The sequence below is a fragment of the Pseudomonas sp. VD-NE ins genome (assembly GCF_031882575.1).
In the GTDB taxonomy this organism is placed as follows: Bacteria; Pseudomonadota; Gammaproteobacteria; order Pseudomonadales; family Pseudomonadaceae; genus Aquipseudomonas; species Aquipseudomonas fluorescens_BZ.
In genome coordinates, this window is record NZ_CP134772.1 from 3858931 (window position 1) to 3877129 (window position 18199).

Genomic DNA, 18199 nt, shown 5'->3' on the forward strand with positions numbered 1-18199 from the left:
ATTTTCTCGGGTGTTTGTCGGGTGTCGTGCAGCGTCTGGATCGGGGGTTTGGCTGAATCGGGCTGGAGGCGTTGGCGGGTGGTTGCAGATGACAGAAAGGAGAACCCGAGGATGGTTCTTTTGAGGGTCGGGTGATGCTGAAGTCCTGGAAAAAGATTGGATTATTTGTTGCCCTGACTGGCCCCTTCGCTGACAAGCCAGCTCCCACAAGGAGCCATGTTGTCAATGCGATCTGCGACACAACACAAGAACCTGTGGGAGCTGGCTTGCCAGCGATGAGGCCAGGTCAGACACCCTAAAAACATCTGACACATCACTACTGGATCAACTCAGTGCTCTCAATGATCGAATGCAATTTACCTCACATCACAGAACACTGTGGGAGCGAGCTTGCTCGCGAAGGGGCCCGATCAGACACCATCAAAACCGGCTACTGGACCAGTTGATTGATCTCAATGATCGGCAACAACACCGCCATCACAATCACCAGCACCACCCCGCCCATCACCACAATCATCAGCGGTTCAAGCAGCGCAGTCATGCCCATCGCTCGGCGTTCGATATCCCGCGACAGGGTTTGCGCCGCGCGCTCGAGCATCGGTGGCAATGACCCGGTTTTTTCGCCGCTGGCGATCAGGTGAATCAGCACGGGTGGGAAGACGTTTTCCACGCGCAACGCGGCGGCGAGGTTGACCCCTTCGCGCACCTTGGCCGTTGCTTCAGTGACGCTCAAACTCAAGCGGTCGTTGGACAAGGTCTGTCGCGCCGCCTCCAGTGCGCGCAACAATGGCACCCCGGCGCCGCCGAGAATCGCCAGCGTTGAGGCGAACCGTGCAGTGTTCAGGCCGAGGATGAAACGCCCGAATAACGGCAGTTTCAGCACCCGATGATGCCAACTCAAACGTGCCGCCGGATTGCGTAGGTACAGGCGCCAGCTCCAGAACGCCCCTGCGATAATCGCCGCACACAACCAGCCCCACGCCCTTATGAAATCACTGGCGTTGAGCATCGCCAGGGTCAGCCCCGGCAAATCCTGCCGCGCTTGGGAAAACGCACTGACCACCTGCGGCACCACGTAACTGAGCAGGAAAATCACGATGCCGATCGACACCAGACCCACCACGCCCGGATAGATAAACGCGGTGAGGATCTTGCCGCGCAGGTTGTTGCGTTCTTCGATGTAGTCCGCCAGTCGCTCCATCACCTGCGCCAGATCGCCAGACTCTTCCCCCGCCGCAATCAACGCGCGATAGATCTCGGGAAAATCCCGTGGCCGCGCCGCCAGCGATTCCGCCAGACGCATGCCGCTGCGCACATCGGCGCGCACGGCGCTGAGGGTGTGGGCGATGTGTTTTTTCTCGGCCTGCTCCACCGTGGCGCTGAGCGCTGCTTCTAACGGCAGGCTAGCCCCGAGAAGGCTCGCCAATTGCCGCGTGGCCCAGGCCAGATCGTTGTCGGAGAGTTTGGCGCTGAACAATCCACCGCCGCCGTGCTGGGCGACGTTGCTTTCCTTATGCACCGACAACGCGGTCAAACCGCGTCCGCGTAATGTTGTGAAAGCGGCGCTCTGGCTGTCCGCCTCAAGGTGCCCGGATTCAATCTTGCCGGTCGCGTCGGCAGCTTCAAAACGATAGCGATTCATCAGGCGTCCCGTGTCACACGGAGGATTTCTTCAGGCGCGGTGGCGCCGCTGCGGATCCAGCGTTCACCGTCCTCGCGCAGGCTGAACATCCCGGCTTTCGCGGCTGATGCGCGCAAGGCCTGCTCCCCTGCCCCTTGGTGAATCAGCGTGCGAATGTCGTCGTCGATGCAGAACAATTCGTGGATGCCGGTGCGGCCGCTGTAGCCGGTCTGATTGCACGCCGGGCAGCCGACCGGTCGCCACGTGCCCGGTGTCGCCGGGTCTTCCTGCTTGCACTGATTGCACAGCCGTCGCACCAGTCGTTGTGCGAGCACGCCGAGCATCGACGAGGCCAGCAGAAACGGTTCGACGCCCATGTCGATCAAGCGGTTGACCGCTGACACCGCGTCGTTCGTGTGCAGGGTTGCCAACACCAAATGTCCGGTCAGCGACGCCTGCACGGCGATTTGTGCGGTTTCGAGATCGCGAATCTCGCCGATCATGATGATGTCCGGGTCTTGGCGCAGGATCGCTCTGAGCGCTAACGCAAAGGTCATGTCGATCTTGGCGTTGACCTGAATCTGGCTGATGCCCGGCAAGTCGTATTCCACCGGGTCTTCCACGGTGAGAATGTTGCTGGTACTCGCATCCAGTCGTGCCAGTGCCGCGTAGAGGCTGGTGGTCTTGCCGCTGCCGGTCGGGCCGGTGACCAGCACGATGCCGTGGGGTTGGCGGATCAGGTGATCGAGTTTGGCCAGCACCTGCGCGTCCATGCCGAGGGTTTCCAGATGCAGTCGCCCGGCCTGTTTGTCGAGCAGACGCATCACCACTCTTTCGCCATGCCCGGTCGGCACCGTGGACACACGAATATCAATCGGCCGCCCCGCCACCCGCAACGCGATGCGACCGTCCTGCGGCAGGCGTTTTTCAGCGATGTCGAGCTGGGCCATGATCTTGATCCGCGACACCAGCGCACCGTGCAGAGCCTTGCGCGGTGAGACCACGTCACGCAGGGTTCCGTCGACGCGATAGCGCACCACCGAATGGGTTTCGAACGGTTCGATGTGAATGTCGCTGGCCTCGTCGCGTGCCGCTTGCGTGAGCAAGGCGTTGATCATGCGAATCACCGGCGCGCCGTCCTGAGTGTCGAGCAGGTCGGTGATTTCCGGCATGTCCTGCATCAGTCGGTCGAGATCGACTTCGTTTTCTGCTGCACCGACCACCGCCGCCGCGCTGCCGGTGTCGGCGTACGCGCTGGCGAGCAAGCCATCCAGCTCATCATCGCGCACCCGCTGAATCGTAGTCGCACCAAACTGCCGCCGCGCCTCGCTGATCGACCAGCCCGGCGTCGACGGGCACACCGTCAACACGCCATCGCACAACAAAATCCGCTGCGCCTTGGCCCAGGCATAAGGCAACGCACTCATTGGATGGGCACCGCTTTGATGGTTGCGCGTGGGCCTGAGCTCGGTAACACCGCCGGCACACCTTGCGCCGCCGTCGGCAACTGCGGCGCCTGCATGTCCGGCATCGCCCAGCTGCGTTCCGGTTGCAAACCACCCTGAGCGCGACGCATAAAGTCGTAACGGTTGAGGGTGATGCTGCGCCCCGCTTCGCTGTCGCGGATGATGTACGGGCGCAGGAACACCATCAGGTTGGTCTTGGTAATCGCCCGGCGCTCGTTGCGAAACAGCGCGCCAATCCCCGGCAGACTGCCCAGCCAAGGCACCGCGTCGTTGCTCTGGCTGTAGCCGTCCTGCAGCAACCCACCAAGCACCATTATCTGCCCGTCATCGAGCAGAATACTGGTGTCGATCGCGCGTTTGTTGGTGACGATCCCCGCCGAATTGGCACTGGCCGAAGCGCGCTCATCAATGCTGCTGACTTCCTGATAGATATCGAGCTTGACCGTACCGCCCTCGGAAATCTGCGGGCGCACATTGAGCTTCAAGCCGACCTCTTCACGGGTCACGGTCTGGAACGGGTTATTGCTGGTGCCCCCGCCGCCAGTGACATAACTGCCGCTGACAAACGGAATGGTCTGGCCCACAAAAATGCTTGCCGCTTCGTTGTCCAGGGTCAGCAGGTTCGGCGTCGACAGCACGTTGGTGCCGCCCTTGCTCTTCAACGCCCGGGCCAGCACTTTCAGGTCAAGAATCTTGCCGATCCCGGGAATATCGACGGTGCCGTTGACGTAGCCCAGGTTCAAACCCTGCGGCAACACATCGATGCTGGTCTTGCCGTTAGTGTTGATCCCCGAACCACCCAGATTCGCCCCGCCGATCACGCCGTTGCCACCGAGATTGCCGGTCTGCCATTGCACGCCAAACTCACTGGCATCGTCCTCGCCGACTTCGACGATCAGGCTTTCGATCACCACTTGCGCGCGGCGCTGGTCGAGCAGATCGATCACCTCGCGCAAGTTGCGATACAACGGCTCCGGCGCAGAAATCAGCAAGGTGTTGGTGGTGGCGTCGGCCTGAATGGTCACACCGCCGGCACTGAAAGCGACGTTCTGTTCGCTGTTCTGCGTACCGCCGCTGCCGGTTGTGCTGCCACTGCTGCCCTGCGCGTAACTGCCGCCCGTGCTGCCGCTGCTGTTAGTGGTCGACGTGCTGCCGCTGGTTTGCGTGCCGCTCTGGCCATTCTGCCCAGCGCTGCCGCCGGTGCTGCCGCCCATGGCACTGAGCACCGAACGCGCACTGTCACTGGTGCCACTGTCGCTCTCTCCGGTGAGCAAACCACGCAAGGCCTGCGCCAGTTTCGCCGCTTGCGCGTTACGCAGATAAACCACGTGCAGATTGCTCGGATTGCTCTGCGCGTTATCCAGTTTGTAGATCAGGTTGCGTGCCAGTTCCGTGCGCTCCGGGCTGCCAGCGCGAATGATGATGGTGTTGGAACGCGGGTCACCGATCACGGCGATTTTCTGCGTCGGATCATTACCCGGCGCATCGAGCAAATCCGCCACCATCGGCGCGATGTCAGCGGCAATGCCGTTCTGGATCTGCACCACATCGGTGTCGATCGCACTCGGCGAATCAATGCTCGCGATCAACTGCGCAACACGAGTCAGGTTCTCCGCGTAGTCGGTGATGACAATGGTGTTGTTGCCCGGATAGGCGTTGATCGGGTTGTTTGGCGAAACGATCGGCCGCAGCACCGGAATCAGGTTCACCGCGTTCTCGTATTGCAGACGAAACGTGCGCGTGAGCATGCCATTACCGGCCGGTTTATCGGCGCTGTAGATCGGCCCGCCGAGCAACTTCGCATCCGCCTCCGGCACCACCTGCGCCACACCGCCAACATCGACCACGCTGAAACCCTGCATGCGCAGCGCCGCCAGCAACATATCGTAAGCCTGCCGCGCTGGCACCTGACCTTCCGACACCAGCGTCAACGTGCCCTTGACCCGAGGGTCGACGAGAAACTGCTGCCCTGTCGAACGCGCCAACGCGCGCACCACTGCTTGAATATCAGCGTCGACAAAATTCAGCGTCACCGGTTGATCGCCCAAAGGATTGCTCGGCAAGGCAATGCCCGAAGCCGCCGCGCCGCTGCGCGCACTCTTCGTGATGTTGTGCAATTGCTTCGGCACAGGTCGCGCCTGCGCCTGTGCGCGTTCGCGGTCGAGCACTGCGTCGCCGCTGCGCTGGGTGTTGGCCAGCGGCCGGCCCAGTTCACTGTCGACCAGCAATGGCTGCTGGTTTTGCGGTGTGCTGGTGTTGCTGCACGCGCTCAACGCCATCAGCAACATCGGCAACGCCAGACGTGCCGGTTTGGATCCTGACCCCTTCATGAAGCTTCCTTAGCGCCCAGCGCCTGATCCATGCGAACGGTGCCTGACAAAGTGCCGGCGGTGACTTCGGTCGAGGGGTTGTCCGCGCGTTGCAAACGGGCCTCGACCACTTGCAGAGAAAGTTGTGCCGGGTTGCTCAACAGCCAGTTGAGCACGGCGTCGCCCGGTGCCGCGTCGAAGGTCAACTGCCAGGCGCCCTGTGCCTCCTGTAATTGGTAATGTCCCGCCAAGCCACTGGCCTGCAGGGTCTGCTCCAGCGACTGCGCCAGGCTTTGCCCGTCCGGGCGCACGCTGACTTCGCGCAGCAGCACTTCCAGCGCCTCGGTCTGGGCGCGCAGCTTTGGCGTTTCGGTTTGCCAGTAAGCGATTTTCTTCAGCGGCGGCTGGATCAGCGCGACCCACAACAACAGGCCGATCAGCGCAACGGCCATGCCGGCAACCATGCGTTTTTCGCGCAACGCCAACGGCTGCCAACGCGCCTGCAGCTGAGCGTTAAAGCGTTGCCACTTGACGCGGTACAGCGCGAGCGAGGCCTTATTCATCTTCTTCTGCTCCGCCGCTGTCGTCGCTTTCACTTGGGCTGGCTTCAGTGGCCGGACGCAAGGTCCAGCCCTCGTCGTCGGCGATGACACTAATGCCCGCCTGGGCCAAGGTGCTTTGCCACTCCTGATCATTGCCGCCACGCCGGGCGTCGCTCAGCAGACTCAGTTGCAAAGCGCCGTCGACAAACGCCAACCGCTCGACACTGCCAGCCATCGACGGCATGCCGCTGCCCGCCTGCAACACCAGCCGATTGAACGTCTGCGCCGGATCATCCGCCGCGCCCTTCTGCCGCGCCGCCAATTGCTGACGGGCCTGTTGCAACGGGTTGAGGATCACCGGCAACTCGGGAAATGCCTGTTTAACCCGCAGGTTCATCTGGGTTTTCAACTGCTGGCCCTGCCCGGCTTCGCGAGCGGCATACAGGTTCAAACCAATGACCCACACCGCCACGGCCAACGCTGAGAGGGCGATCGCCCTGCCCCAGCCGCGATGCTCGGCTTTTTGTTGCTGGACCGCGCCATGCAGCCCCCAACCCGGAAGCGGCCCGGTCCAGCGCTGCGCATCCGCCATCGGCAGTTCAGCACCCGGCGGAGGTTGATCACCGACCCAGTGCAAAGTGACGCCCGGTTCCCACACAACACCGTCGAGGCCGTCATCAAACAACGGCTGCACCCGCGCCACTTGCACGCTATCGCGCAGCAATAAATGCCCGTCCTGCACGCAAGCAACGGTGCCCGGCAGCACCGGCAAACAATACGGCGCCGGGTAGAGACCGCGCAGGTTCAGCCCAGCACTTTTCAGCAACTGACCAAAACGCAACAAGTGCTGTCGAGGCGCCCAAGCGATCTGCACCTGCCCTGCCTCGTCCCGCGAACTGTGCGCGATGTGCATCTCACTACTGTCGCCCAGCATCAACGCCTGCGCCGCACACTGCACCGCCGCGACAATCTTGTTCGCAGGCAACGGCGGTAAATCGAGACTCGCCAACAGGCTGTCAGCCGGGTGCAGAAAACACACCAGCGGCGGCAGTTTCGACTGCTGGCTCAACTGGCTCAGACTGAGGCGTTCTTCGCGCGTGACCTGGCCCTGTCGATCCAGCCAAGCACAGTGCAATTCACTGTGCAGATCCAGCTCCGCCAAGGGCGGCAACGCCACCTTCAACTGGCTCATACGCCCACCCGCGACCAGATCACCTGCGGCAAGCGGTCCTGGCTGCGATGCAACAATGCCTCAAGACTGACCCGCCGCTGATCGCGCCGCGCCTCACCGCGCAGGCGAAACCAGTCACTGGTGATGCCGACCTTGACGCTGGTCAGCTCCAGTTGCGGCATGCGCAAGCGGTTAACGAAGTCGCCACGGTTGATAAACCAGCGCCCGGCATCGCGCTCGGCGATCAGCGCATTCGCGCGCTCCAGAGACAGCCCCGGCACATACGCGGCCAAGACCGGCGCGGTGGCGGTGTTGCCATTGAGCCAGGTCGTCGCGGGGATCACCGTCAGGTACGGCGCCAGTTTGCCGATCAGCGCGTCATTGACGCCCTCGACACTGCGCAAATCATCGATGCTGCGCAGCATCGGCAACGTCGGGTTCTGCGGTTTGTGTGACGCATTTGGCGAGGTGGCGCGGCCACTGTCGAAACCACTTTTCGGCGCCTCGGCAATCTGCGCATTCAGCAGTCGCGGGTAGGACGCGATCACCCGCTGACTGATGCGCTGACTCAACCCGGCACTGACCCCGATCAACTCACACAAGCGCTGAAACGCCGCCACCTGCGCCTCATCAACCCGCTCGTTGGCCACCAGATTGCGCAGGTTGAATTTGCCCTGCTCATCCTCCAGTCGCCCCTCAAAACCTTGCGCGGAGAGACGCTGCGCCCACGGCTGATCGAGCCGGGTCAACGGGTCGCGCTGACGTGCATCCCAGAGCAATTGACGGCTGATCTCCAACCCGCCCTGCACCAGCCAACGGCCCTGCACACGCTGCTGATCCGCCTCCAGCGCCCGGGTCGCCACGCTCTGACGCGTCAACATGCCCGCCGCAATCACCGCCACCACGGCCGCAATCAGCAACGCGCTGATAATCGCCATGCCCTGTTGCTTCGCCCCCTCAGGCGAGCGGCTGTTCATGGCCGGCCTTACAACTGCCAGGAACCGATATCGGCATTCACGCCGTCGCCGTCAGGCTGACCGTCGGCACCGAGGGAAAAGATGTCGATCTCGCCATTCGCGCCAGGGTTGAGGTACTGATAAGGACGCCCCCACGGATCGTTCGGCAAACGCTCCAGGTACGAGCGCCAATTGCTGTTCTTCGCATCCGCCGGCCGCTCCACCAGCACTTTCAGGCCCTGGTTCATGCTCGGGTAAGTGCCGTGATCGAGGCGATACAACTTCAACGCCTGCATCAACCCACCAATATCCTGCTTCGCCGCCGTCGCCCGCGCCTGATCCGGCCGGTCGAGCACTTTCGGCACCACCATCGCCGCCAAAATCCCCAGAATCACCACGACCACCATGATCTCGATCAGGGTAAAACCCTGCTGACCACGCGGCGTGCGCAACGGTTGCTGAAGCGATTTGAAAGGTGCGATATCCATCTCGACATACCCTGGCTTGATTCGATTCGACGCGCAGTGTTGCAAGAAGATATGTCAGTGATGTTGAAAATCCTCGGGTGTTTTCGTCGTCAAGCCGTCAAGGACGGGGGTTAGCGTCGAGGGCTGGGTTTTGGTTTTGGGCCACTTATGCGTGCGCGTTCGCGGGAAGAGGGTTTCACGTTGATTGAGGTGCTGGTGGCGCTGGCGATTATTGCCGTGGCGATGTCGGCGGCTGTGCGGGTGGCGGGGTTGATGACGCAGAGTAGCGGGGTTTTAAGGGATCGGTCGGTGGCGATGATTGCGGCGCAGAGTCGGATGGCGGAGTTGCGGTTGGAAGGGAAGTTGCCGATGGGGATGAAGTCGCAGGAATGTGATCAGGGGCGGTTGTTGCTGCGGTGTGAACAGTTGATCAGCGCAGCCGAAAATGGCCGCTTACTCAAGATTGGTATTCAGGTATTCGACCGCAACCAGGATGCGCCGCCGTTGGCCAGGCTTGAGACCTTGTTGTCACGAACGGAAAGCCCCTCACCCTAGCCCTCTCCCCGAGGTAGAGGGAACCGATTCGGGGATATTCGAGAGCTACACCGACTTGAACGTCTTTCACTGAATCCAAATTCGCCAAAGCTCACCAAAGCTCACCAAAGCCATAATCGCTAAGGTCCTTCAGGTCGATGTACCCCGCAAGACACCTCGGTCGGCCCCCTCTCCCTCCGGGAGAGGGCTGGGGTGAGGGCCGCTTCGACTCGCAACCCCCAGAATCAACAAAGCCATAACCCCCAAGGCCCTTCACCAAAACCATAATCACCAAAATCTTCCAGGTCGACGTACCCCGCAAGACACCTCGGTCGGCCCCCTCTCCCTCCGGGAGAGGGCTGGGGTGAGGGCCGCTTCTACTCGCCCCCCCCCAGAATCACCAAAACCATAACCCCCAAGGCCCTTCACCAAAACCATAATCGCCAAAATCTTCCAGGTCGACGTACCTCGCAAGACAACTCGGTCGGCCCCCTCTCCCTCCGGGAGAGGGCTGGGGTGAGGGCCGCTTCGACTCGCAACCCCCAGAATCAACAAAGCCATAACCCCCAAGGCCCTTCACCAAAACCATAATCACCAAAATCTTCCAGGTCGACGTACCCCGCAAGACACCTCGGTCGGCCCCCTCTCCCTCCGGGAGAGGGCTGGGGTGAGGGTAGCTTCTAATCGAGAAGCCCAGAATCACCAAAACCATAATCGCCAAAATCTTTCAGGTCGGCGTACCCCGCAAGACACCTCGGTCGGCCCCCTCTCCCTCCGGGAGAGGGCTGGGGTGAGGGCCGCTTCTACTCGCAAGCCCCCCAAAACCGGCAACAGACTGGCAACGTACCAGGCAATGGCCTGAACCAAAGCGACCATTCAATCGGCCCCATCCAAATCAATCAGCCCCACCACCGGAACCTGCCAAGCAGGTTTTTTCCCGCTCTGACCATCAAACACCCGGCGCGCCTCGCGAAAATCATCGACGTGCTCCACAACCCAAGTCCAAATCGGCGACATGCGAACCAACAACTCCATCCCCAACGCCGTCAGCTCATACTCAACATGGGGCGGCACTTGATCCAACTCCCGCCGTATCAGCAAACCATCGCGCTCCAGCGCACGCAGCGTCTTGGTCAACATGCGCTGAGTCACGCCGGTCATTTGCCGTTTGATCTCGGCATGACGCATCGTGCCGTACACACCCAGGGCATGCAGGATACCCAGTGACCAGCGGCTACCAGCGTGAGCCAGGACTTCGCGCCGCACGCCATCCTCGTCTCGTCTTAGCGTCTGGCAGATCGCTTCTGCCTGGCTAAGGATTTCCTCATCGGTCATGTGTCCTCCTGGTATCACGCGTGTGCCTTCTTCTGAGCGCTGCGCAATCGTGCCAGCATCGACAAATCATACAGACGACGAATCTCAGGAAACATCATGACCGCCGCGACCCACCCTTCCCCGCAATCCATTCTCGTACTCGGCGCCGGCGAACTTGGCCTGCCGGTGCTGCGCAATCTTGCGCGGGTAGCAAAACGCTCGCCCGGCAGCACCATCAGCGTCCTGCTCAGGGATTCGACCATCAACACGCAAGCCCCCGAGAAAAAACTGGAAATCGATGAACTGCGCAGTCTGGGCATCCAACTGGTCGCTGCAGATCTGGTTAACGACTCCATCGATCAACTGGCCGAAGTGTTCGCAGCATTCGACACCGTCATAGGCTGCGCCGGCATGGTCGCGGGCCGTGAAACGCCGATGAAACTGGCGACAGCCGCGCTCAGGTCCGGCGTGAAGCGCTATATCCCGTGGCAGTTTGGCGTCGATTTCGAAGTAATTGGCCGGGGCAGCCCGCAGGATTTGTTCGATGCACAACTCGACGTGCGCGAGTTGCTCCGCGCCCAGGATCAAACCGAATGGGTGATCATCTCGACCGGCATGTTCACCAGTTTTCTGTTCGAGCCGGTCTTTGAGGTCGTCGATTTTGAGAGCGATACCGTCAACGCCTTGGGCAGCCTGGAAACCAGCGTGACGCTCACAACACCCGAGGACATCGGCAAGCTGACAGCGGACATTGTTTTCTTCGAACCGCGATTTCGCAATGAGATCGTGTACCTGTCTGGCGACACGGTGACGTATGGGCAGGTGGCGAGCCTGCTTGAACGTGTGCTGGGGCGGCCCTTCAAGCGTAACGTCTGGACGGTTCCGTACCTGATGCAGGAACTGGAAAAAGACCCCACTCACCACATCAAAAAATACCGCGCCGTATTTGCTCAAGGCAGAGGCGTGTCGTGGCCGAAAGCGGGGACTTTCAACGAACAGCAGTCGATTCAGGTCACTACGGCTGAACAGTGGGCTCGAGACAACCTGGCAGTCGATTGACGCAAAGAAAGCCCCCCCAATCGCAGGTACAGAAACGCGTAGGTCTCTCGATATTTATCGCGGCTAAAGAGCCAGCCCGCTCCCACCTTGGAACACACTCAAAGGTGGGAGCGAGCCTGCTCGCGAAGGCGCGAGAGTTCACACCTGATCAATCACCAAGTGCCCCCGACACCCGTATCACTCCGGCAATTGCAAATTATCCAGCGCCCGATTCACCGCCAATTCCCCGAGCATGATCAACTGCGCAATCCCCGCCAGCGCATGGCGCTGCGATGCCGGCAACAGGCTGGAGACGTTCTGGGCGATGGTTTTGGCCGAAGCGAGTGTTGCACTGGCATCGACCAGCAGTTCTTCGGTTTTGTTGTCCGCCGTCACGGCATACATCCCACGGTTTTTACGTGGGGGCGGCGTGGAACCGGGTGGACAGAGGTAATGGTCGAGCGCGCGGTCGGCGGCTTCGTGGAGTTTTTTGGAATCGATGGATTCGTAGGGGGAAACCGAGGCGGTTTCGGGCGGGTTGGGTGTTGGTTTGATCATGAGTGAAGCTCCAAATTTATACCTGGTGGAACCACCAACACCTGTCGCTAAACAAGTAAGGGTGGCAGCTGTACGCGGGTTAGCGAACCGAGAGGTATAAGACCCGGCAGACCCGAAGGTCTCCCACGCACAGCCACCATATCGTCGTCGCAAACGTCTGCGACAAACTGGAGCGTCGTTGTACTTATACCTGGTCAGGTCGCTAAACCCGGTCGCTGGGTTGCCAGCGACACGTAGACGATAAAGACCAGGTACAAAGCGCACAAGCCGGCGGATTCTGGCGTAGCTGTAGGCAAAGGCGCAAGGGTGTGTAGCCTGAGAGAGTGTCTGGAGATGTCTTTTTAAACGTTGGTGTTTATCGAGACCGAATTCCGTCACGCCGCCCTGAATAGATCCGTCCTCTTAACCCGAGTCCCCCACTCCCAGCAAACGAAAAAATGGCCGAGGTTGCCAGCCGTAACTGGCAACCTCAGTAAGTAAAAATAGCTGTTGCTTCCAGCACATATCGACTTCAGCCTAGGTCTTCAGGACTGTATCGATGCCCAACCAGTACTTGTGAAAGGAGACGGACTTATTTAATAAAAACAAATCATTCCCTATTCAGTCCCTATTTGCCTGCTTCTTTCTCAACTAATTTCCAGACCAGAAACCCAACGAACAAAAAACTTCGATTCACAAATCCTACTGAAGAACGTTTTTTAGCAGTCGTTGGTTCACCTCTCGCGAGAGTTATCGCTCCAAAATGACTATTATTGAATCCAGTCATCAATAGTTCGCCGTTTGGTTTTTTTCCCCGTTAAAAGTACAGGTTTACCCCAGTCAAAAATAGAGACAGATATCCTATATTTCTGCCCCTTCAAAACTGTGCGCAACATACCTTTGATATTTTCCAATAGAGGAGGCTCAAGATCAGCATATAAAGGGTAACCTTCAGGGTATTTCTTACGCTCGACCCAATACATGATGCGTGAAAACACGAACATTGCAGTGATCATTGCGCCCATAGAAAACGGCATCATAAGATAGACTGGTATGGTATCAGGATTATGGAGCAGTACACTTACCCCATAGTCATGGAAGATGTAGCCACCAGCTATCAGTAGACCAGGAAGTGTATTCATAAATATTAGGAGCAGTACGAGCACCGAAAGGCGCTCGAGAAACGGTGCTCTTACCTCTGCTGCCGTATGATCAACTGGATTCTCCTGCCCGATTATTCTTCCTGTGACTTTTACCTCGGTCATCGGATTACCAGTGCAAAAAATCGGAATCACCAGATACTCATTTTGATTTATGCAATCGAAATTTATTTGCAATGTTTTTGCATCTACAACTGTCACAGAACAATCAGTTTGTTCTTCAACAGGAACAATCTTGGCACTCACAAGCGCCGCATCATCACCCAGTACAACCTGTAGCTTTGACGAAGGCAGAATGTCGGCTTGAGTTATTGGTTGATCCCCCTTATTCCAGACAACTAGCCCAATAACGTAAACACCTCTGTGTCGGCTTCCTTCTTCATTACATAGATAAAAAGGAAGCTCTTCTGGTATCTCCGCTACAATACCTCGGAGTAACAGGCTAGCCTCAAGACGCTTTTTAGGTTCCTCTCTTCGTCTACCCAAAAAGGTGGCGATCAATCGAAAAAAAGCGACGACTGGCGAAAGTAGCTCTCCAAAAGTCATAATAGCGCCCCCATTCAAAATAAAAAAACATACACCACTCGAAGCGCACTTATTAATGCTAAAAAATCACTCCCCTCTAATCACAACCTGGTCAAAATCCCAGTAACGAAATTAGGGACGAATTTATTTTTCACAGCCACACCGACCAAAAAAGACCTTCACCCAAGAAAAAAGCTGGGAATATCTTTATCGTTTCTAAAAGGCAGCAACTTTAGTTGACTGCCTATTTGAAACGACCTTCAATATCAATGAAACAGGCCATTAATAGAGAGCAGCTTTTTCCCCTCAGCTAAAATGGTCGAGGAGTTTTCTCTCGTATAACAATGCTCACCAACAAAGGAAATTGATTTCTGACGAGGTATGCGCACCCTCAGAACAGACAGTCCCTTATATTCGACAAAATCTATCTGGGAGAGAACCTGAGACTTTAAAGGCTCGGACAGCTCTGATTTTCGGATGTATCCTAAAAACTTCTCCAAATATTGTTCTGTATTGTAATTCATTATCTCCATTTCACGTTCCAGCCCTACAACGTAACGCGCCCCTACGACTACTGCTTTAACACCATCTAGCGTGAAGATTTTTTCGGAGTCAGCTTTTTTATCCGCAACACCAATGAAGATATAGCCATCAGCATCAGGCCCCACATTAGCAATACCACAAATCGTTTCAATGATCTTTGGTGGTAGTTTCTCGTCGAAATATCGCTTGGGTGATAAATTTATTAAACCTTGCTTACACTCATATCTTGACGTTTCAATTCTAGATCTTCTAAGGGAGTTCTCCATGTCGAGTGCTAAACCAGCCCCATGCCTAAACATGGGTGGATCTTTTTTGACAAAGAAGCGTTGAATGAGCCCGGTAGTCTTATCTACGTTTGTTATCCGATCCGCAGTGGTAGAGTAATTAGCACTTTGAATCATAGACCGTTGCAAGCCTTTCAAGGCAAGCATTATTTTTGAGTAATCATCAGCTGTCATTTCATTAACTATAACTAATTGATGAAATGCCATAAATATTGAAAAGAAAGAACCTTTGATGGGGTTGCTCGACGAAGGATTCACTACTGATCGCAGTGCATAGGGGCTCGTGCTATAGCCATCAATAACTTCGGTCAGAACCGACATTGTCACTTTAACTTCTTCTTTTAATCGCTCACTACCATAGCTATGGAATTCCCTGCGAACCTTTGAGTACTCAGATTCCGCTTCATCATATATCTTATCAAAGAGCTCCTTACTTCTCGCAATTGGCTCCCCCCTTATAATAGAGACACATATATCAGTGATCATCTCTTCATCTTCGCTATCGCGAAGTTGTTGGGATTTTAATATTCCTTGCCGACACCAAAAAATTTCTTCTGCCTTTAAGGCGTAACCCATACCGGACCGATATGAGTCAATACTTATCTCTGGCATGCTAGAAAGCGGAAGCTTCTCTCTTGATGAGTCTCCTCTTATCTCAGATGAAAGTTCCCTGATCAAAAGTGAGAATTCATCTACTCGACCTGCTTGGCGCTTTTCTTGAGCACTTAACTGACGACCTCCGGAGTTTATTCTACCGAACACATCCGTTATCTGCTCTTCGCTTTCGATAGGAAAAATAGTTACCGCTAACTGATAGTCCAATATATTTGCGCAAATATTTGACGGAAGAAAATTTGTCTCTTCACGCGGAGCAGGTATGAATGATCCTGCGTCGGCTGCTAATTTGGCTCGAGAAAACTCCTTGATATCAAAGAAGGCATCATTAACCGCAAAAGAGTTTTCAATAAAAGAAAAAACTGCATTGAGACGTTGCATTCCGTCCATTATCTCATATATCACTCCCTCCCCATTTGAAGCGTCTGCGAGCATAATTAGAGGGATTGGATAGTCGGAAATCAAACTATCTATTAACTTCTGCTTTTCCGCCAAAGTCCAAACAAGTTTCCTCTGATATTTCCTGTTAACTATTAGTCGATCTTCACGATAAAGGCGATAAGCCTCTTGAACACTCATGCCGCGCGGGGTAATACTCATGACTTATATTCCTTTAAACAATCATATGGCCAGCTTTACGAGGTCTTCGAGGTCATGCTAGTAAATCTCAAAGGCTGATAAGGCTCATGCCATAATGCCATTATCGACGTATTTACAGAACCCTAAAATTCTCTGCTCTCTATTTCTAGGAAATTTTCTTCTCGACGTACCGATTTGAGGCGGCGGCGTACAGAGTTTTTTATCACTCAATGCAGCGCTGGCTGCGAGTTTGGCCCCTTTGCCGAAAACTATAACCGTCCGCTCTTGGCGCGGATCTTTTCGACGAAGTTTTTGGACGCTGGCGATTTCTCGCGAATGGATGCTATGGACTGAACACCGACCAAGAAAATTTTTTTGCGCCCCCCACGACATTCTCCATTTCTTCGTTCGTTGCTCGTCAAGGCACTTGAACCGGCTGTTCAGAAAACGTAATACCTCGACTGAAACAGCAGGATGATCGACTTCAACCCTAAAATCACGGCCTCACCAACCCAGGCAAAACCACCCCCTCCGCCAACCTCTCCACCCCCAACCTTACCCTCTCCCCACCCTGCTCAATCACCACCCCATCCCCCTCCACCGCCACCAACTTCACCCCAGGCCCCACCTTCTCCCCCTGCAAAAAACTCCTCGGCGGCCCATCGTTCAGGCTCAATATCGCCACCGCCCCCCGACTCCCCGCCATCACCCCGCTCACCTTGATGTCCATCGGCGCCGTTTGATTGGAAAACCACTGCAATGCCGGGCTATCACTGCGCGCCGCCAGCAATTGCGGGGCCGCTGCCGAGGTGTGTGATTCGGCGGAGGTCAGCAGCAGCGACGACCATGTCGCCACGCCGACCAGCGCGGCGAGCAGCGCGAAGGCCTGGACCATTTGGGGTGGCGAAAAGCGTGCGGTGAAGGTCATGGGTTGAATCTCCTTTTTATCCCTGCTGTCAGCCTACGCGGCAATTCTCTCCGTTTTATTTCACACGCCTTACATGTTGGCCGTGCACGATGGCGCAGGACGCAAAGGAGCGCGCGCGCGATGAACAGGCAAGAGGGTTTTACGCTGATCGAGTTGATGGTGGTGCTGGTGATCATCGGCATCGCCAGTGCGGCGATCAGCCTGAGTATCAAGCCGGATCCGTTGCAGTTGCTGCGCAAGGATGCCGAGCGTGTGGCGCAGTTGCTGCAGGTCGCGCAGGCGGAGGCGCGCGCGGATGGCCGGCCGATTGTGTGGGTGAGTGATGCCAAGGGGTTTCGCTTTAGTCGGCGCAGTGACAGTGGCAAGGGGTTTGATCATTTCGCGCAGGATCCGCAGTTGCGGCCGCGTGCCTGGCAGAGTCCGAAGATGGAGGTGCGGGTGGAGCCGAAACAGAGGGTTGTGCTGAATGCTGAGTGGATTAATCCGCCGCTGCAGTTGACGTTGTCGGATGGGTTGAATCGCTTGAGTGTGCTGCGTGATGGCAGCGGAAGGATCAGCCTGCAATGAAGCGCCAGCAAGGGTTTACATTGATTGAGGTGATGGTCGCGATTTTGTTGATGGCAGTGGTGAGTCTGATTGCCTGGCGGGGGCTGGACAGTGTGACGCGGGCGGACAGTCATTTGCAGGCGAGCAGTGAGCAGAGTGACGGTTTGTTGCGGGCGCTGAATCAGTTGCAGCGGGATGTGGAGATGCGGGCGGGGATTGAGTTGACCGAGCCGAAGAAGGTTGGGGTGGATGATGAGCCGCCGAGCGCCCCGCCCGCTCTGACTGTGCGCAGTAGCGACACTAAGGGTTTTCGGCTGGACATTATTCGTACGGCGGCGGATCAGCCGGGGGCGTTGCAGCGGGTGCGGTGGTGGGTCAAGGGCGACACGTTGTATCGGGCGGTGGCTGAGGCGCGGAGTCGGTATCCATTGCCGGCGCCTGGGAATGGGGTTGCTGTTTTGAGTGATGTCAGTGATGTGCAGGTGCGGGTTTGGGAGGTGGATAAGGGCTGGCGGCAGTTGAGCGGGAATCGGCGGGAGGATCCGTTGGGGTTGGAGATTCGGTTGAGTCGGGGGACGGCGCAGGGGGTGGAGAAGTATCGGCAGGTGATTGGGCCGTTGGATTGATGCGTATCCCTGCAAAGCTCCTACATTGGGATTGGTTGAAATCAGTTGGAAATTGGTCGGCTTTTAGGCCGCCATCGCTGGCAAGCCAGACTCCCACAGGGATTGAGTACAACCGGTAGATATTGGTTGGCTGGCAGGCCGTCATCGCTGGCAAGCCAGCTCCCACAGGAATTGGGTGAGGTCAGTGGGGATTGGTTGGCTGTGAGGCCGCCATCGCGAGCAGGCTCACTCCTACAGTTGGATCGGGTACATCAGCAAGAGAGTGGTCGGCTGGCAGGCCGCCTTCGCGAGCAGGCTCGCTCCCACAGTTCTTAATTTGCGTACAACCCAAGCGGCAAAGCCGCCCCACTCAACAAGATGAGCGTTAGCTCGGCTGCAGCTCTTGATCTTGATTTTGATCCACGGGCGACGTCGGAAGGCTGAGTGGAGGGATTCATC

At 57.1% G+C, this 18199-nt stretch carries 16 protein-coding genes; 4 read left to right on the top strand and 12 right to left on the bottom strand.

The genetic code is table 11. The features are described from left to right. Positions 1 to 430: 430 nt before the first annotated feature. Genes gspF through gspG form a run of 7 tightly spaced genes read right to left on the bottom strand, consistent with a single transcriptional unit; the run spans position 431 to position 8553 of the window. Positions 431 to 1642 (bottom strand): type II secretion system inner membrane protein GspF, encoded by a 1212-nt coding sequence (gspF, locus tag RMV17_RS17070; RefSeq protein ID WP_007918198.1) that lies wholly within the window; start codon positions 1640 to 1642, stop codon positions 431 to 433. Beyond that, positions 1642 to 3048: a type II secretion system ATPase GspE gene (gene gspE, locus RMV17_RS17075; RefSeq protein WP_122843689.1), complete on the bottom strand. Its 1407-nt coding sequence runs from the start codon at positions 3046 to 3048 to the stop codon at positions 1642 to 1644. The genes gspF and gspE overlap by 1 nt, the downstream gene beginning before the upstream one ends. Beyond that, positions 3045 to 5417 (bottom strand): type II secretion system secretin GspD, encoded by a 2373-nt coding sequence (gene gspD / locus RMV17_RS17080; RefSeq protein WP_311881358.1) that lies wholly within the window; start codon positions 5415 to 5417, stop codon positions 3045 to 3047. Before gspD ends, gspE begins: the two co-directional genes overlap by 4 nt. Then, entirely contained in the window at positions 5414 to 5959 is a 546-nt protein-coding gene (gene gspM, locus RMV17_RS17085; protein WP_311881359.1) for a type II secretion system protein GspM, read from the bottom strand. Before gspM ends, gspD begins: the two co-directional genes overlap by 4 nt. Beyond that, positions 5952 to 7130, bottom strand: a complete 1179-nt coding sequence (gene gspL, locus RMV17_RS17090) for a type II secretion system protein GspL (RefSeq protein ID WP_311881360.1) — start codon at positions 7128 to 7130, stop codon at positions 5952 to 5954. The genes gspM and gspL overlap by 8 nt, the downstream gene beginning before the upstream one ends. Then, positions 7127 to 8086 (bottom strand): type II secretion system minor pseudopilin GspK, encoded by a 960-nt coding sequence (gene gspK, locus RMV17_RS17095; RefSeq protein WP_311881362.1) that lies wholly within the window; start codon positions 8084 to 8086, stop codon positions 7127 to 7129. The genes gspL and gspK overlap by 4 nt, the downstream gene beginning before the upstream one ends. Positions 8087 to 8094: 8 nt before the next feature. Continuing rightward, on the bottom strand, positions 8095 to 8553 hold the full coding sequence (gene gspG, locus RMV17_RS17100) for a type II secretion system major pseudopilin GspG (RefSeq protein WP_007918211.1): 459 nt from the start codon (positions 8551 to 8553) through the stop codon (positions 8095 to 8097). A gap of 147 nt (positions 8554 to 8700) precedes the next feature. On the opposite strand from gspG, the gene gspI reads away from it, so the two are divergent. Continuing rightward, entirely contained in the window at positions 8701 to 9087 is a 387-nt protein-coding gene (gene gspI / locus RMV17_RS17105; RefSeq protein WP_311881363.1) for a type II secretion system minor pseudopilin GspI, read from the top strand. An 855-nt stretch (positions 9088 to 9942) separates the two neighbouring features. Here the strand turns inward: gspI and RMV17_RS17110 are convergent. Beyond that, a complete protein-coding gene (locus tag RMV17_RS17110) occupies positions 9943 to 10401 on the bottom strand; it encodes a helix-turn-helix domain-containing protein (RefSeq protein WP_311881364.1) in 459 nt (152 codons plus the stop codon). 96 nt (positions 10402 to 10497) lie between these two features. On the opposite strand from RMV17_RS17110, the gene RMV17_RS17115 reads away from it, so the two are divergent. Beyond that, complete coding sequence (locus RMV17_RS17115) at positions 10498 to 11439, top strand: aromatic alcohol reductase (protein WP_311881365.1); 942 nt, start codon at positions 10498 to 10500, stop codon at positions 11437 to 11439. A 177-nt stretch (positions 11440 to 11616) separates the two neighbouring features. Here the strand turns inward: RMV17_RS17115 and RMV17_RS17120 are convergent, their stop codons facing one another. The 4 genes from RMV17_RS17120 to RMV17_RS17135 form a co-directional block, all read right to left on the bottom strand. Continuing rightward, positions 11617 to 11976, bottom strand: a complete 360-nt coding sequence (locus RMV17_RS17120) for a DUF6124 family protein (protein ID WP_008087957.1) — start codon at positions 11974 to 11976, stop codon at positions 11617 to 11619. A 749-nt stretch (positions 11977 to 12725) separates the two neighbouring features. Continuing rightward, on the bottom strand, positions 12726 to 13661 hold the full coding sequence (locus tag RMV17_RS17125) for a hypothetical protein (protein ID WP_311881367.1): 936 nt from the start codon (positions 13659 to 13661) through the stop codon (positions 12726 to 12728). Positions 13662 to 13906: 245 nt separating this feature from the next. Then, entirely contained in the window at positions 13907 to 15682 is a 1776-nt protein-coding gene (locus RMV17_RS17130; protein WP_311881368.1) for a DUF262 domain-containing protein, read from the bottom strand. A gap of 475 nt (positions 15683 to 16157) precedes the next feature. Beyond that, positions 16158 to 16589, bottom strand: a complete 432-nt coding sequence (locus tag RMV17_RS17135) for a type II secretion system protein N (RefSeq protein ID WP_311881370.1) — start codon at positions 16587 to 16589, stop codon at positions 16158 to 16160. Positions 16590 to 16709: 120 nt separating this feature from the next. Between RMV17_RS17135 and gspH the strand changes: the two genes are divergently transcribed. Together gspH and RMV17_RS17145 are read left to right on the top strand one after the other, a co-directional pair. Next, entirely contained in the window at positions 16710 to 17156 is a 447-nt protein-coding gene (gene gspH, locus RMV17_RS17140; protein WP_064392940.1) for a type II secretion system minor pseudopilin GspH, read from the top strand. Then, entirely contained in the window at positions 17153 to 17761 is a 609-nt protein-coding gene (locus RMV17_RS17145; protein WP_311881373.1) for a prepilin-type N-terminal cleavage/methylation domain-containing protein, read from the top strand. Before gspH ends, RMV17_RS17145 begins: the two co-directional genes overlap by 4 nt. Positions 17762 to 18199 lie beyond the last annotated feature (438 nt).

What these genes read in the sequence shown, in the direction of transcription:
- gspF (WP_007918198.1), bottom strand. Translation starts at nt 1,642, where the DNA reads ATGAATCGCTATCGTTTTGAAGCTGCCGACGCGACCGGCAAGATTGAA.
- gspE (WP_122843689.1), bottom strand. Translation starts at nt 3,048, where the DNA reads ATGAGTGCGTTGCCTTATGCCTGGGCCAAGGCGCAGCGGATTTTGTTG.
- gspD (WP_311881358.1), bottom strand. Translation starts at nt 5,417, where the DNA reads ATGAAGGGGTCAGGATCCAAACCGGCACGTCTGGCGTTGCCGATGTTG.
- gspM (WP_311881359.1), bottom strand. Translation starts at nt 5,959, where the DNA reads ATGAATAAGGCCTCGCTCGCGCTGTACCGCGTCAAGTGGCAACGCTTT.
- gspL (WP_311881360.1), bottom strand. Translation starts at nt 7,130, where the DNA reads ATGAGCCAGTTGAAGGTGGCGTTGCCGCCCTTGGCGGAGCTGGATCTG.
- gspK (WP_311881362.1), bottom strand. Translation starts at nt 8,086, where the DNA reads ATGAACAGCCGCTCGCCTGAGGGGGCGAAGCAACAGGGCATGGCGATT.
- gspG (WP_007918211.1), bottom strand. Translation starts at nt 8,553, where the DNA reads ATGGATATCGCACCTTTCAAATCGCTTCAGCAACCGTTGCGCACGCCG.
- gspI (WP_311881363.1), top strand. Translation starts at nt 8,701, where the DNA reads ATGCGTGCGCGTTCGCGGGAAGAGGGTTTCACGTTGATTGAGGTGCTG.
- RMV17_RS17110 (WP_311881364.1), bottom strand. Translation starts at nt 10,401, where the DNA reads ATGACCGATGAGGAAATCCTTAGCCAGGCAGAAGCGATCTGCCAGACG.
- RMV17_RS17115 (WP_311881365.1), top strand. Translation starts at nt 10,498, where the DNA reads ATGACCGCCGCGACCCACCCTTCCCCGCAATCCATTCTCGTACTCGGC.
- RMV17_RS17120 (WP_008087957.1), bottom strand. Translation starts at nt 11,976, where the DNA reads ATGATCAAACCAACACCCAACCCGCCCGAAACCGCCTCGGTTTCCCCC.
- RMV17_RS17125 (WP_311881367.1), bottom strand. Translation starts at nt 13,661, where the DNA reads ATGACTTTTGGAGAGCTACTTTCGCCAGTCGTCGCTTTTTTTCGATTG.
- RMV17_RS17130 (WP_311881368.1), bottom strand. Translation starts at nt 15,682, where the DNA reads ATGAGTATTACCCCGCGCGGCATGAGTGTTCAAGAGGCTTATCGCCTT.
- RMV17_RS17135 (WP_311881370.1), bottom strand. Translation starts at nt 16,589, where the DNA reads ATGACCTTCACCGCACGCTTTTCGCCACCCCAAATGGTCCAGGCCTTC.
- gspH (WP_064392940.1), top strand. Translation starts at nt 16,710, where the DNA reads ATGAACAGGCAAGAGGGTTTTACGCTGATCGAGTTGATGGTGGTGCTG.
- RMV17_RS17145 (WP_311881373.1), top strand. Translation starts at nt 17,153, where the DNA reads ATGAAGCGCCAGCAAGGGTTTACATTGATTGAGGTGATGGTCGCGATT.